This is a genomic window from Acidovorax sp. 62 (assembly GCF_002754495.1).
In the GTDB taxonomy this organism is placed as follows: domain Bacteria; phylum Pseudomonadota; class Gammaproteobacteria; order Burkholderiales; family Burkholderiaceae_C; genus Acidovorax.
Genome location: NZ_PEFJ01000001.1, coordinates 144,136 through 158,614 on the forward strand (window position 1 = coordinate 144,136; position 14,479 = coordinate 158,614).

14 protein-coding genes are annotated in these 14,479 nt (G+C 61.8%); 10 read left to right on the forward strand and 4 right to left on the reverse strand.

All coding sequences use genetic code 11. From position 1 onward, the window contains the following. Positions 1–39: 39 nt before the first annotated feature. Positions 40–816 (reverse strand): peroxide stress protein YaaA, encoded by a 777-nt coding sequence (yaaA, locus tag CLU86_RS00595; protein ID WP_099740214.1) that lies wholly within the window; start codon positions 814–816, stop codon positions 40–42. A gap of 371 nt (positions 817–1,187) precedes the next feature. Next, the gene (locus tag CLU86_RS00600) at positions 1,188–4,199 is read right to left on the reverse strand and encodes an Rne/Rng family ribonuclease (protein WP_099740215.1); all 3,012 of its coding nucleotides are present in this window, start codon (positions 4,197–4,199) and stop codon (positions 1,188–1,190) included. A 582-nt stretch (positions 4,200–4,781) separates the two neighbouring features. Here CLU86_RS00600 and CLU86_RS00605 point away from each other — a divergent pair. The 4 genes from CLU86_RS00605 to CLU86_RS00620 all read left to right on the forward strand — a co-directional run bounded on the left by CLU86_RS00605 (position 4,782) and on the right by CLU86_RS00620 (position 8,089). Next, positions 4,782–5,792 (forward strand): RluA family pseudouridine synthase, encoded by a 1,011-nt coding sequence (locus CLU86_RS00605; protein ID WP_099740216.1) that lies wholly within the window; start codon positions 4,782–4,784, stop codon positions 5,790–5,792. A 10-nt stretch (positions 5,793–5,802) separates the two neighbouring features. After that, positions 5,803–6,474, forward strand: a complete 672-nt coding sequence (locus CLU86_RS00610) for an HAD family hydrolase (protein WP_099740217.1) — start codon at positions 5,803–5,805, stop codon at positions 6,472–6,474. A gap of 106 nt (positions 6,475–6,580) precedes the next feature. Continuing rightward, complete coding sequence (locus CLU86_RS00615; RefSeq protein WP_233194716.1) at positions 6,581–6,895, forward strand: Rieske 2Fe-2S domain-containing protein; 315 nt, start codon at positions 6,581–6,583, stop codon at positions 6,893–6,895. A gap of 117 nt (positions 6,896–7,012) precedes the next feature. Beyond that, entirely contained in the window at positions 7,013–8,089 is a 1,077-nt protein-coding gene (locus CLU86_RS00620; protein ID WP_099740219.1) for a S49 family peptidase, read from the forward strand. A 136-nt stretch (positions 8,090–8,225) separates the two neighbouring features. Here the strand turns inward: CLU86_RS00620 and CLU86_RS00625 are convergent, their stop codons facing one another. Both CLU86_RS00625 and CLU86_RS00630 read right to left on the reverse strand, forming a co-directional pair. Then, the gene (locus CLU86_RS00625; RefSeq protein WP_099740220.1) at positions 8,226–9,041 is read right to left on the reverse strand and encodes an SAM-dependent methyltransferase; all 816 of its coding nucleotides are present in this window, start codon (positions 9,039–9,041) and stop codon (positions 8,226–8,228) included. Further along, entirely contained in the window at positions 9,038–9,637 is a 600-nt protein-coding gene (locus CLU86_RS00630; protein ID WP_099658147.1) for a Maf family nucleotide pyrophosphatase, read from the reverse strand. The genes CLU86_RS00625 and CLU86_RS00630 overlap by 4 nt, the downstream gene beginning before the upstream one ends. A 25-nt stretch (positions 9,638–9,662) precedes the next feature. Here CLU86_RS00630 and CLU86_RS00635 point away from each other — a divergent pair, with 25 nt between their 5' ends. The 6 genes from CLU86_RS00635 (at position 9,663) to fabG (ending at position 14,378) form a co-directional block, all read left to right on the forward strand. Further along, positions 9,663–10,214 carry a DUF177 domain-containing protein gene (locus tag CLU86_RS00635; protein ID WP_099740221.1) on the forward strand — a complete coding sequence of 184 codons (552 nt, stop codon included), beginning with the start codon at positions 9,663–9,665 and terminating at the stop codon, positions 10,212–10,214. 101 nt (positions 10,215–10,315) lie between these two features. After that, complete coding sequence (gene rpmF / locus CLU86_RS00640) at positions 10,316–10,498, forward strand: 50S ribosomal protein L32 (protein ID WP_005794249.1); 183 nt, start codon at positions 10,316–10,318, stop codon at positions 10,496–10,498. A gap of 104 nt (positions 10,499–10,602) precedes the next feature. Beyond that, positions 10,603–11,655, forward strand: a complete 1,053-nt coding sequence (gene plsX / locus CLU86_RS00645) for a phosphate acyltransferase PlsX (RefSeq protein WP_099740222.1) — start codon at positions 10,603–10,605, stop codon at positions 11,653–11,655. Continuing rightward, on the forward strand, positions 11,655–12,632 hold the full coding sequence (locus CLU86_RS00650) for a beta-ketoacyl-ACP synthase III (protein WP_099740223.1): 978 nt from the start codon (positions 11,655–11,657) through the stop codon (positions 12,630–12,632). The genes plsX and CLU86_RS00650 overlap by 1 nt, the downstream gene beginning before the upstream one ends. Before the next feature lie 58 nt (positions 12,633–12,690). Continuing rightward, complete coding sequence (fabD, locus tag CLU86_RS00655; RefSeq protein ID WP_099740224.1) at positions 12,691–13,635, forward strand: ACP S-malonyltransferase; 945 nt, start codon at positions 12,691–12,693, stop codon at positions 13,633–13,635. Then, positions 13,632–14,378, forward strand: coding sequence for a 3-oxoacyl-ACP reductase FabG (gene fabG / locus CLU86_RS00660; RefSeq protein WP_099658152.1), 747 nt, complete (start codon positions 13,632–13,634; stop codon positions 14,376–14,378). The genes fabD and fabG overlap by 4 nt, the downstream gene beginning before the upstream one ends. Positions 14,379–14,479: the final 101 nt, after the last annotated feature.

Genomic DNA, 14,479 nt, shown 5'->3' on the forward strand with positions numbered 1-14,479 from the left:
GGGACCTCAAACGTGGACAAAACTAAACAGAGGGGCGGGTCAATCGGGCTTGCGCCGGAACACCAGGCGCTCAGGCTCGGATGCTAGCGCGTCAAAGGCGTAGCCCTCCAGGTCAAAGCCTTCGAGCTGGTGCGGTGTGCTCAGCCGTTGGGTGATGGCATAGCGTGCCATCAACCCGCGTGCGCGCTTGGCGTAAAAGCTGATGATTTTGTAGGCGCCGCCTTTCCAGTCCTCAAACACGCATTCGATCACGCGGGCTTTGAGGGCCTTGCGGTCTACCGCCTTGAAGTATTCCTGCGAGGCGAGGTTGACGACCACGGGCGTGGTGTCTGAGCGCAACTGGGTGTTCAGGTGCTCGGCAATCTGGCGGCCCCAGTATTGGTACAGGGTGTTGCCCGCCTCGGTGGTCAGGCGCGTGCCCATCTCCAGTCGGTAAGGCTGCATGCGGTCCAGTGGGCGCAGCACGCCATACAGACCGCTCAGGATCGCGACGTGGCGCTGCGCCCAGTCCAGGTCTTCTGCTCCCAGGCTGCGGGCTTGCAAACCCTCGTACACATCACCGTTGAAGGCCAGCACGGCTTGGCGTGAGTTGTGGGCCGTGAATTGGGGCTTCCAGGCCTGGTAGCGGGCCACATTCAGCGCCGCCAAGGGGTCGCTCAGGTCCATGAGCGAGGCAATGTCTTGCACAGACTTTTCGCGCAGCACTTCAATCAACGCGGTGGACTGGGGCACGAACTGTGGGCGTGTGTGCGGCAGGCTCTCTGGGACGGGGGTGTCGTAATCCAGTGATTTGGCGGGGGACAGCAAAAACAGCATGGTGCGATGGAGGGGCTGGGTGGCTGATGGGTGGATCAGAGCGAAGCTGTGCAGGACTTTGAACAGGTTCTTAGAGAGGCTAACAAAACTCTTCTGGCGTTGTTGCCGCGTCTTGTCGTACTGCTCGTACTGCCTGCGACGCAGCGCATGGCCAGAACCCGCTTCGCTGAGTTTTGTTAGCCGCTCTGAGTGATCCTGCGCCATGCGCTCAACGTCTTATTTTGAGGGATGTGGGCATGGCGTTGGTACCCCTTTGGGCTGCAGCGCTTCATGCCCCGTGTTGGCGCGTTGCCCCCAAAAACAAAGGCGGCCAAGGCCGCCTTTGAGTGGGGACAGCCGCGCTAGACGGCGCGGGCTGTGTGCGCCATGTGTTACGCCGCAGGAGGCTGCTCAAATGGCAGGGTCATGGCGGCCAGGTCGCGGCGGGTTTCCACCAGCACCAGCGGGCCTTCGTCCAACACCACAGCCGGTGGGCGTGCGCGGGGAACGTGCACCGGCTTGGGTTCTGCCGCAATGGCGGCCTGCACGGCAGCGACCTTGTCGCTGTCCGAGTTCACCCACTGCAGCCCTGAGGCGGTGGCCACTTGGTGCAGCGAATCCATCGGCAGCGTGTAGGACTGCACGCGGGGCATGCCCGCAGGCGCCACCGGGGCTGGTGTTGCCGAGGGTACTGTTGCCGGTTTGGCCGCAGGGGTTGCCGCTACAGGCGTTGCCACGGGGGCGGGGGCCACTTGCGCAGGGGCGGCCACTGCTGGCTCTGTCGCCGCGGGTGCCTCTGCCGCCGGGCTGCTGAAGTAGCTGCGGCGTGGTGCATCTTCGGACACGGCCGGGGCAGCGTCTGCTGCTGGGGCTGCGCTCAGTGGCTGGGCCTCTGCGGCGTTGTCACTGCCTTCACGGGGTGCACGTTCGCCACGTTCGCGGCGGTCGCGGCCGTAGCGGTCGCGGGAGCGGCGCTCGCGCCGTTCTTCCGTCGCGGGCGCAGCCGGTGGGGTGGCAACCTCGTTGCCCGTCAGGTCCAGATCGGGCAGCGATGCCATGGGCGATGTGTCCACAAAGTCCATCGCTGGCGTGCTGCGCTCCTGGCCTTCGGCATTGCGCGGGCCGCGTTCACCGCGCTCGCGGCGGCCGCCCTCACCACGGTCACCGCGTTCACGGCGTGGGCCGCGTTCGCCACGTGCTGGTGCTGTGCCGGCATCAGCGCCGTTGGCGTTGACGTTGGCCAGGGCTTCTGCGGGGGCCGCATTTTGCTCACTGCTCAGGGCGGCGTTGGTGCTGCGGCCTTCGGCGTCGCGGCGGCCACGGCCATCGCGACCATTGCGGCCCTCACGTGCCTCGGTGTTGCGGCCTTCGGCATTGCGGCTTTCACCTTCTGGGCGGCGGTCTCCATCGCGCGGGGCACGGCCTTCGGCGCCGCGGTCGTTGCGGCGTCCACGGCCTTCGCTCACATTGCCGGCGGTATCGCGGTTGGCATCGCGGGCGCCGTCACGGCTACCACGGCGGCCCCGGCCTTCGCTGCGGCCATCACGGCGCGATTCGCCGCGTCCGCTGCCGTCGCTAGGTGCTGCAGGCGCAGGTGTGGCCACCGGGGCGGTCGCAGGCGCGGCACCAAAGCCAAACAGACTCTTGAGCCAGGCAAAGAAGCCCTTTTCTTGTGGCACAGCTGCGGCGGGGGCAGGTGCTGGCGCGGCTTGTGCAGCAGTGCCGTTGCGGGGGGCGTGGCCATTGCCATTGCGGGCAGGGCGCGCAGCGCCTTCGGGGCGGGGCTCGGCCACCGGCGCGGGCGCATCGGGCAGCACACCCTTGATGACCGGGGTTTGCTTGTTGGTCGGCTCTTGCGAGCGGCGTGTCACGGCGGTGGGGTCTTCCACGTCTTCGGCCAGCTTGTAGCTTGCGTCGATGTGGTCCAGTCGTGGGTCGTCGTGCTTGAGGCGCTCCAGGCGGTAGTTGGGGGTTTCCAGCGTCTTGTTGGGCACCATCAGCACGCTCACGCGCTGCTTGAGTTCGATCTTGGCGATCTCGGTGCGCTTTTCGTTGAGCAGGAACGAGGCCACTTCCACTGGCACCTGGCAGTGCACGGCGGCCGTGTTGTCCTTCATCGACTCTTCCTGAATGATCCGCAGGATCTGCAGGGCCGACGATTCGGTGTCACGGATGTGGCCTGCGCCGCCGCAGCGTGGGCAGGGGATGGACGAGCCTTCGCTCAATGCGGGCTTCAGGCGCTGACGGCTCATTTCCATCAGGCCGAACTTGCTGATGGTGCCGAACTGCACGCGGGCACGGTCCTGGCGCAGCGCGTCGCGCAGGCGGTTTTCCACTTCGCGGCGGTTCTTCGACTCTTCCATGTCGATGAAGTCGATCACGATCAGGCCGCCCAGGTCGCGCAGGCGCATCTGGCGGGCCACTTCGTCGGCGGCTTCCAGGTTGGTGCGGGTGGCGGTTTCCTCGATGTCGCCGCCCTTGATGGCGCGGGCCGAGTTCACGTCCACGGACACCAGCGCTTCGGTGTGGTCGATCACGATGGCGCCGCCCGAGGGCAGTTGCACGGTGCGGGCATAGGCCGATTCGATCTGGTGCTCGATCTGGAAGCGGCTGAACAGGGCGGCGTCGTCGCGGTAGCGCTTCACGCGGGCGGCATGCTCGGGCATGACGTGCGCCATGAACTGCTGCGCCTGTTCGTAGATATCGTCGGTATCGATGAGGATGTCACCGATGTCGTTGTTGAAGTAGTCGCGGATCGCGCGGATGACGAGGCTCGATTCCTGGTAGATCAGGAAGGCACCCTTGCCACCCTTGGCGGCGCCGTCGATGGCGTTCCACAGCTTGAGCAGGTAGTTCAGGTCCCACTGCAGCTCGGGCGCGGTGCGGCCAATGCCGGCGGTGCGCGCGATGATGGACATGCCGTTGGGGTATTCCAGCTGGTCCATCGCCTCCTTGAGCTCGGCGCGGTCCTCGCCCTCAATGCGGCGTGAAACGCCGCCGCCACGGGGGTTGTTGGGCATCAGCACCACATAGCGGCCGGCCAGCGAGACGAATGTGGTCAGGGCCGCGCCCTTGTTGCCGCGTTCTTCTTTTTCGACCTGGACCAGCAGTTCCTGGCCTTCCTTGATGACTTCATTGATGCGCGCCTGGCTGGGCGAGACACCGGGGGCGAAGTAGCTGCGCGAGATTTCCTTGAACGGCAGGAAGCCGTGGCGGTCTTCGCCGTAGTCCACAAAACACGCTTCCAGCGAAGGCTCGACGCGGGTGACGACGGCCTTGTAGATGTTGCCTTTGCGCTGTTCGCGCCCTTCGATTTCGATTTCGTAGTCGAGGAGCTTTTGTCCGTCGACGATGGCCAGGCGGCGTTCTTCGGGCTGCGTGGCGTTGATGAGCATCCGCTTCATGATGCGATTCCTTCTCGTTGTTTCGCGGACAGCAGCGGCACAGCTCAGTTGCTGTAGCGGGCTGCCACCCACAGTTCCAAACCAATGACAAGCTCTATAGGAGCCGTAAATGCCTGGACTGACGGATCGAAACGAAGGGAATTGCCGGGGATGACTCAGGCTGCCGAGGGTGAACTCAGCACGGGAGGCAAGGGCGCTTGGATGGGGGCGAGTGAGAATGGCGCAGATTTGCTACAAATTTAATAGCTTCTTGCGCTTGCTGGCGGGGCGCTGCGGGCAATTGGACGTGCAGGGCCAGGGGCAAGTGCCGCCGCCACAAAGTCATCATCCATGCCATCAACAACCACATGCTCGCTTCGATCCACCGGCAGACCTGTCCCTGGTAGGGTGCATCTGCCGGCTTGGGGGATTCCGTATCAGTGTTTCAATTTGTCAGCCCGCCGACTGCCGCTCAGGCCATTGCAGGCATCTGGCCCGCAATCTGCGTGTGCGACACCCGCTGGCATCGACCTGCCTGCGCTAGTAGCATGGCTGAGTGGACTAAACTCCAGACAAATCAACCACTTACAAAACAACGCGCAGGTGAAACACATTATAGGGGGCAAACCACCGCTGGACCGGGCCCCGGCTTCCAACCCTCCTGCAGTCCGTCTGGTCGAAGTCGATGAGGATTCGGCGGGGCAGCGGCTTGATAACTTTTTGATACGCCACCTCAAAGGGGTACCGAAAACCCACGTCTATCGCATCATCCGCAGCGGCGAGGTGCGCATCAACAAAGGCCGCGCCAGTGCCGACACCCGGGTGGAGTCTGGTGATGTGGTGCGCCTGCCGCCGGTGCGGGTGTCGGACAAAGTGGCCGAGAAGGCCGAGCGGCCCGCGCCCGCGCGTGAATTCCCCATTCTTCTGGAAGATGAGCATGTGCTCGCTATCGACAAGCCCGCCGGTGTGGCGGTGCATGGCGGCAGCGGCGTGAGCTTTGGCGTCATCGAGCAACTGCGCCAGGCACGCCCCCAGGCCAAGTTGCTGGAGCTGGTGCACCGGCTGGACCGCGAAACCTCCGGCATCCTGCTGGTGGCCAAGAAGAGGTCTGCGCTCACTCACTTGCAAGACCAGTTCAGGGAGCGGGAGACTGGCAAAACCTACCTGGCGCTGGTCACAGGCCCATGGACGGCCAGCAACAAGGTGATCGACTTGCCACTGCACAAATACCTGCAGGCCGATGGTGAGCGCCGGGTGCGTGTCACCACGGCAGATGACCCGGATGGGATGCGTTCCATCACCCTGGTCAAGGTGCGCCAAGCGGTGCCTGCGAGGCCCTTGCAAGGCTTGCCTGCAATGACGTTGCTGGAGGTCACCATCAAGACCGGTCGCACGCACCAGATCCGGGTCCACTTGGCCAGCCAGGGCCATCCCATAGTGGGTGACGACAAATATGGCGACTTTGACCTGAACAAGCGGTTGCACAGACTGGGGCTTAAGCGCATGTTTTTGCATGCGTGGCGGTTACAGTTCAGCCACCCTGCCAGCGCGGAGCGTGTGACATTGAACGCCCCTCTGCCCCCTGAACTGGCAGACTTCATTCCCTCTGCTTGATTGCCTCGCCATGCCGTCCCAAGTCCGTTCGCGCCGCTTTGACCTGATCGCTTTTGATTGGGATGGCACCTTGTACGACTCCACCGCCATCATCGTGCGCTCCATCCAGGAGGCTGTGCGCGATGTGGGCGGCACGGTGCCATCGGACAAGGAAGCGGCCTATGTGATCGGCATGGCCCTGATGCCCGCCTTGGCGCATGCCGCACCGGATGTGCCGCCTGAAAAATACACCGAGCTGGGCAACCGCTACCGGTTTCACTACCTGCAGCACCAGGACGATTTGAGCTTGTTCGATGGCGTGTTGCCCATGTTGTCGGCCCTGCGCGAGCGTGGTCACCTGCTGGCCGTCGCCACCGGAAAAAGCCGCCGTGGCCTTGATGAGGTTTTGCAGGCCGTGGATTTGCGCGGGGTGTTTGATGGCTCGCGCACTGCTGACCAGACGGCGGGCAAGCCCCATCCTTTGATGCTGAAGGAGTTGATGGCAGAGTTTGATGTGCCCCCTGAGCGCTTGCTGATGATTGGCGATACCACCCACGACCTGCAGATGGCCCAGAATGCAGGCTGCGCCAGCGTCGGTGTCAGCTATGGCGCCCACGAGCCCGATGCGTTCCATGCGCTGCAACCGCTGTATGTGGCGCATTCGGTGGCGCAGTTGCACGAGTGGCTGCAGCAGGAGGCTTGAGGCGTGCTGCAGTCTTGCTTTCATCTCTCGCCGCTGCCCAGGAGTGCCGCCTTTGTCTGAGCAGGCTGTTTTGTTGTGTGGCAGCGCAGAGCTGTGCGATAGGGGTATGGCCGTGCCGTTTGATGTGCAGTATGCGGGCCAGGTTTGCCGCGCATTTGCCATTCGGTACCAGGGTGTGGTGCATGCCTACCTGAACCGCTGCACCCATGTGCCCATGGAAATGGACTACCAGCCCAACCGTTTGTTTGATGACACAGGTCAATGGTTGTTGTGTGCCACGCACGGTGCTGCTTATTTGCCCAGCACTGGCCAGTGTGCTGGCGGGCCTTGTAGGGGCGGGCTGGTGAAAATTGCCTTGTCCGAGGCCGGTGGCCAGGTGCACTGGCATACTGCGCACAACCTGCAACCGGTGGCGTTTTAGGGGTTGCTCCCAGGTGCCTTGTTCTGTTCTATTTCCCTGTTTTGTTGCTTGTTTTCTCTGTCCGCAGCGCTGTGCCGGGCCTGTTTCTGGGCCCGGGGTGTCTGCGGGAGGCTTTGAATGACTGATCCACAAAATCCCTCTTCCAATCATCCTGGCAGTGCTCAGGATTCTTTGCCCGCTTCTGATCTGTGGGCTACCCAGGCTGGCGCAGCTGCGCCATCCTCAAGCCCCGGTGGTGCCCCCCGTGCCACGCCGCCTGCCGAGCTTGGCTGGGAGCGTGCCGTGCTGGAAAAGCTCGCGTTGGCCGCGTTGACAGAGCAGCGTGCCGCCCGGCGCTGGAAGATTTTCTTTCGCTTTGCCTGGCTGCTCCTGGTGCTCGCCATTTTTGGCGGCGCGATGATGCAGGCCGCCCCGAGTGCCAACAAGAGCGCCCCCCATACGGCGGTGGTGGACATCAAGGGCGAAATCGCTTCAGGTGCTGAGGCCAGCGCCGAGTTCGTGGTGGCCGCCATGCGCAGCGCCTTCGAAGACGAGGGGTCCAAGGCCGTGGTGTTGTTGATCAACTCTCCGGGTGGCAGCCCGGTGCAGGCGGGCATCATCAATGACGAAATCCTTCGCCTCAAGGCCAAATACAACAAGCCTGTGTATGCAGTGGTTGAGGAGACCTGTGCCTCGGCGGCGTATTACATCGCTGCGGCAGCGGACGAAATCTTTGTGGACAAGGCCAGCATCGTGGGCAGCATTGGCGTGCTGATGGACGGTTTTGGCTTTACCGGCACGATGGAAAAACTGGGGGTGGAGCGCCGATTGCTCACGGCGGGTGAAAACAAGGGCTTTTTGGACCCTTTCAGCCCCCAGACGGAGCAACAGCGTGCGTACGCACAGGCCATGCTCAACCAGATCCATCAGCAGTTCATCGCCGTGGTGAAGTCGGGGCGCGGTGATCGGCTCAAGCCCACGCCGGAGACCTTCAGTGGCTTGTTCTGGACAGGCCAGCAGGCTGTGGAGATGGGCTTGGCGGACAAGCTGGGCAACCTCGACTATGTGGCCCGTGAAGTTGTCAAGGCGGAAGACATCATCGACTACACCCGCCGTGACAATGTGGCTGAGCGTTTAGTGAAGCGCTTTGGCGCGGCGATGGGGTATGGCGCAGCCAAGGCGGCCACTGCCATTGCGGCGCCGCAGCTGCGATAGTTGGGTGCGTCGCTGTCGCCTCGCTAGCGGCGCTGCCAGTGGTGGTTTTCCGAATCTGAACCCCCGGTTGTCTGTGTGGTAGCCGGGGGTTTTGCTTTGGCGTATCGGTTGGGGCGGCGTGGTGGCTGGCCTGCGCTTATCTGCCGATCAAGAACACGGTGGGCGTGCGGTTGTCCACCGGCGCTGCTTTTTGGCGCCATTGCTTGACCGGTTGGCTGTGTATTTGGGATGTTTCCAGCGTCAGCCCGGCGGCCATGGCCAATCGGGTATTGGTTTGCAGGGTCTGGGTCAGTGCTTGCCACAGGGCGGCATTGCGGTAGGGGGTTTCAATGAACACCTGCGTTTGCCCTGTTTTCAGCGCGATGGATTCGAGCTCCTTCATGCGCTGCGCGCGCTCCGGCCCGCTTTGGGGCAAGTAGCCCACAAAAGCAAAGTTTTGCCCGTTCATGCCGCTGGCAGCCAGGGCCAGTAGCAAGGAGACGGGACCTACCAGTGGCACCACGGCAATGCCCAGATCGTGTGCGGCACGCACAATGGACGAGCCTGGGTCTGCCACAGCAGGCATCCCCGCTTCGCTGACCAGGCCGATGTCGTGCCCTTGCAGTGCGGCCGAAAGGAGGGGGCGGGCGTCAAATACGGGGGCGCCTTTGTCGCCATGGTCTCCCTTTTTGTGCACCTCGCGCGGTAACTCTGTAATTTGCTGGGCTTGCACCGGGACTGCGAGGGGTTCCAGTGCATCAATGCGCTTGAGGTATGCCCGGGTGCTTTTGGCGTTCTCGCAAATCCAGTGGTTGAGCCGGGCAGCTTGCAGGATGGTGGATTGCGGCAGCACCTCTTGCAGGGGGGCTAGTGCGTCGCAGCCAAAGTCGAGTGGCGCTGGGACCAGATATAGCCGACCCAGCGCGGCGTTGATCGATGGCGTGCTGGCGACGGGTGCTGGCGATTGGCTCATGGCAGCACCAACCCTGCAGCGCGCAGCATGCGGCAGGTTCGAATCAGCGGCAGCCCGATCAAGGCGGTGGGATCGTCGCTCACGATGGCATCCAGCAGGCTGATGCCCAGGCCTTCGCTTTTGGCGCTGCCAGCGCAGTCGTAAGGCTTTTCGGCCTGCAGGTAACGCTCGATTTCGTCTGGATCGAGGGTTCTGAATTTGACTTCCACTGCAGCCAGGTCTACTTGTTGAAACCCGCTGCTGGCGCACACCACGGCCACCGCGGTTTGGAACACCACCGTCTGGCCGCTCATGGCTTGCAGTTGCAGGGTGGCTTTTTCATGGGTGCCGGGCTTGCCCAGGGGTTCTCCCGCCAGATCGGCCACTTGGTCCGATCCAATGACGATGGCTTGCGGGTGCAGCAGTGCCACGGCCTGCGCTTTGGCCAGTGCCAGTCGCAAAGCCAGTGCGCGGGGGGCTTCGTTGGCTTGTGGGGTTTCATCGACATGGGGGGCGGCCACGTTAAAGGCGATGTTCAGGCGCGAGAGCAGCTCGCGCCGGTAGGGCGAGGTGGAGCCCAATACCAGAGGGCGTGGCAGGGTGGGGGATTGATGCATGCGCTGATTCTCTTACACTGCCGCCATGACCAAGGAATTCTCTCCCGACCGGCTTGACATCAAGGCTTTCGCGCAGGCGGGAGGTCAGCTGTCAGGTCACGACTCGCTTCTGAAATATGAGCGCTTGGCGCAAGAGGCCAAAGGCTTGCACCCGGATTTGCTCGTCGATTGGAAGGTGGCTGGTGAAGTGCGTACCGAGCTGGGGGGCACGGGCCAAGTCTGGTTGCATCTGGCAGTGCACGCCAGCTTCCCGATGGAATGCCAGCGGTGCATGACACCTGTGGATGTACCTCTGGATGTGGAGCGCTCGTTCCGATTTGTGGCTGATGAGGCCACCGCCGAAGCCCTGGATGACGATTGCGATGAGGACTTGCTGGCACTGAGTCGGGAGTTTGATTTGCGTGAGCTGATTGAAGATGAGTTGCTGATGGCCTTGCCTGTGGTGCCAAAGCATGATGAGTGCCCAAGCTCGGTCCCTCTGGCATCGTCGGACGAGGACTTTGAGGCCGCGAACTCAGAAAAGCCCAACCCCTTTGCAGCGCTCGCCTCGCTGCGAAAAGACGAAAAAGGGACATGATTTATTGTTTGGGTTATAATCGAGGGCTTCTCGCGAATCCCCCTCGTGTCTTATTGGGCTGATCGCGTTTTTACCAACCCTATTCAAGACCAGGAGCCATCATGGCAGTTCAGCAAAACAAAAAGTCCCCTTCCAAGCGCGGTATGCACCGCTCGCACAATGCACTGAATGTGCCAGGCATTGCTGTGGAACCTACCACTGGTGAAACCCACCTGCGTCACCACATCAGCCCTAACGGTTTCTACCGTGGCCGCCAAGTGCTGAAGAACAAGTCTGAAGCCTAATTTCAGCACCCATCAAGGCCCGCAACTACTTTGTGTAGTGCGGGCCTTTGTTTTGATCGTCGTATTTTTCTTTCAGCCAAAGCCGTTGGCTGGACAAGTCGCCCATGATCACACTGGCTGTTGACTGCATGGGGGGCGACCATGGCCCCCGCGTCACGCTCGCGGCGTGTCGCCAGTTTCTAGATTCCCACCCCCAAGCCCGTTTGCTGCTGGTCGGCTTGCAGGAGAGTCTCCAATCGTTCTCGCACGAGCGGGCCAGTGTTGTGCTGGCCTCTGAAGTGGTCGCCATGGATGACCCTGTGGAAGTGGCTTTGCGCAAGAAGAAAGATTCTTCCATGCGCGTGGCCATTCAGCAGGTCAAGGATGGAGCGGCCGCTGCGGCTGTGTCCGCGGGCAACACGGGTGCCTTGATGGCGATCGCTCGCTACATCTTGAAAACCTTGGATGGCATTGACCGCCCTGCCATTGCGACCCAGCTGCCCAACGCAAAAGGTGGTGCCACCACAGTGCTGGATTTGGGGGCCAATGTGGATTGCTCGGCCGAGCACCTGCTGCAATTCGCCGTCATGGGGTCTGCGCTGGTGTCAGCCCTCCAAGACGGAGGGGAGCCCACTGTGGGCTTGCTCAATATTGGTGAGGAAATCATCAAAGGCAGCGAAGTCATCAAAAAAGCAGGTGAATTGCTGCGATCTGCGGCCAGTTTGGGTGATCTGAACTTCTACGGCAACGTGGAAGGCAATGACATCTTCAAGGGCACTGTTGACATCGTGGTGTGTGACGGCTTTGTGGGCAACGTTGCGTTGAAAGCCAGCGAAGGTGTGGCTTCCATGGTGGTGGGTGGGCTCAAAAATGAGTTTTCTCGCAATATTTTTACCAAAGCTGCAGCCATCGTTGCTTATCCTGTTTTAAAAGCTTTGATGAAGCGCATTGACTACCGCCGCTACAACGGCGCGGCCCTTTTGGGGCTGCGCGGGCTGGTGTTCAAGAGCCATGGATCGGCGGACGTGCTGGCTTTCGAGCAGGCTTTGAACCGGGCGTATGATGCAGCCCGCAACAACCTGCTCGACCGTGTCCGGACCCGGATTGCGCATGCGGCGCCCCTCCTGGCCCCCGCTGATGTACAAGCCAAGGCCGGTGTTTCGGCGACGACACATTGATGAGACGTTATTCCCGCATCACCGGCACAGGCAGCTACCTGCCTCCACGCCGATTGACCAACGCTGATCTGGTGGCTGAATTGGGCCAGCGTGGTATTGAAACCTCTGATGAATGGATTGTGGAGCGCACGGGCATCCGAGCGCGGCACTTTGCTGAGCCGGACGTCGCCAGCAGCGACCTGGGGCTTGAGGCTGCACGCCAAGCCTTGGAGGCTGCGGGTGTGCAGCCCCAAGACATTGACTTGATCATTGTGGCAACCTCCACGCCAGACATGGTGTTCCCGTCCACGGCTTGCATCTTGCAGAACAAGTTGGGTGCCAATGGTTGCCCCGCGTTTGATGTGCAAGCGGTTTGCAGCGGCTTCGTGTACGCGCTGTCGGTGGCTGACGCGATGATCCAGTCGGGCGCAGCCAGCCGTGCGCTGGTGGTGGGTGCCGAGGTTTTCAGCCGCATTCTCGACTTCAATGACCGCACCACTTGTGTCTTGTTTGGTGATGGTGCTGGGGCGGTGGTGCTGGAGGCTTCTGACAAGCCTGGCATTCTGGCCAGCGACTTGCACGCCGATGGCAAGCATGTGGGCATTCTTTGCGTTCCTGGCAATGTGTCTGGCGGGCACATATTGGGTGACCCTGTCTTGAAGATGGATGGTCAAGCCGTGTTCAAGCTGGCGGTGGGCGTGCTGGAGAAGGCAGCCCATGCGGTGCTACAAAAAGCCGGTCTGACTGAGGCCGACATCGACTGGTTGATTCCCCATCAGGCCAACATCCGCATCATGCAGGGCACGGCCCGCAAGCTGAAGCTGTCCATGGACAAGGTGGTGGTGACGGTGGATCAGCATGGCAACACCTCGGCCGCTTCTATTCCCTTGGCGCTCGATCATGCGGTGCGCAGTGGCCAGGTGACCGCCGGGCAGACGGTGCTGCTTGAAGGGGTGGGCGGCGGATTTACCTGGGGTGCAGTGCTATTGAAAATGTAGCTGCTAGCGCTTTATTGATGCGCGCTAGAGGCTATTTTTATCTGAATATTGCAGAGCTATGAAATCATTCGCATTTGTTTTTCCTGGACAAGGCTCGCAGTCAGTGGGCATGCTGGATGCCTGGGGCGACCACCCGGCGGTGCAGCAAACGTTGCGCGAGGCCTCCGATGCCTTGGGTGAAGATGTGGGGCGTCTTATTCATGAAGGCCCCAAGGAATCCTTGGCATTGACCACCAACACGCAGCCTGTGATGCTCGTGGCGGGTGTGGCCGCTTGGCGTGTGTGGTGCGTAGCGGGTGGGGCCAAGCCATCGGCGCTGGCAGGCCATTCGTTGGGCGAGTATTCGGCTTTGGTGGCGGCAGGTGTGTTGACTTTGGCGCAAGCAGCGCCGCTGGTGCGGCTGCGTGCGGCGGCGATGCAAGAGGCTGTGCCTGTTGGGGTGGGGGCCATGGCGGCCATTTTGGGGCTGGAAGCCTCCAAGGTCATTGCAGGCTGCGCTGAGGCTGTGGTGGCGTTGGGTAGTGGCGAGGTGGTGGAGGCTGTCAATTTCAATGACCCTGCCCAGACCGTGATTGCTGGCACCAAGGTGGGCGTGGACAAGGCCTGTGAGCTTCTCAAGGCAGCTGGCGCCAAGCGCGCCTTGCCATTGCCGGTGTCTGCCCCTTTCCATTCCAGCCTGATGAAGCCTGCTGCGCAGAAGCTGCGCCTGGCTTTGGACGGCTTGGTATTGGCTGAGCCGCAGATTCCAGTGGTCAACAACATTGATGTGGCCGTCTGCATTGATGCGGAACAGATCCGTGATGCCCTCTATCGCCAGGCCTTTGGTCCTGTGCGCTGGGTGGAATGTGTGCAGGCGTTGAAAGCGCGCGGCATCACGCATGTGGTGGAAGCGGGCCCTGGCAAGGTGCTGGCCGGTTTGACCAAGCGCATCGATGCCGAGTTGACGGGCGTGCCCCTGTATGACCCAGCCACCCTGGCTGAAGCGATGGAGATTGTGAAATGACGGATTCGGTAAAAGCAGTGCAGGTGGCCTTGGTGACGGGTGCCTCTCGCGGCATTGGCGCTGCCATTGCCCTGGAGTTGGCCGTGCGTGGCTATCAAGTGGTGGGAACCGCTACGACCGATGAAGGCGCTGCCCGCATTGGTCAGGCGCTGGCGGCTTACCCCGGTTGCCGTGGTGCCAACTTGAATGTCAATGACGTGGCCGCTGTCGAGGCGCTCATGGATGGCATCGTCAAGCAGCAAGGCGGCTTGCATGTACTGGTGAACAACGCGGGTATTACCCGTGACACGCTGGCCATGCGTATGAAGGACGAGGACTGGGATGCTGTGCTCGACACCAATTTGAAGGCAGTCTTTCGCGTGAGCCGGGCGGCCATTCGTCCTATGATGAAGCAGCGTTTTGGCCGCATCATCAGCATCACCAGTGTGGTTGGCGCTTCGGGCAATCCAGGGCAGGCCAACTATGCTGCCGCCAAGGCTGGTGTGGCTGGCATGACGCGTGCACTGGCCCGTGAACTGGGCAGCCGCAACATCACTGTCAACTGCGTGGCACCCGGTTTCATCGAGACCGACATGACCTCCGTGTTGCCCGAAGAACAGCAAAAAGCCCTCAATGCCCAGATCCCGTTGGGCCACATGGGCAAGCCGCAAGACATCGCACACGCAGTGGCCTACCTGGCCTCGAATGAAGCTGGCTATGTGACGGGGCAGGAGTTGCACGTCAATGGCGGCATGTACATGTAATTGAGACAAGTTAACGCCGCTTTATCCCGACGGCGGGCTGATGAGGAGGGAATCTCCTTACCAGCTAGAATCGCGGATTCATTCACAACCCCCAGAGGGAA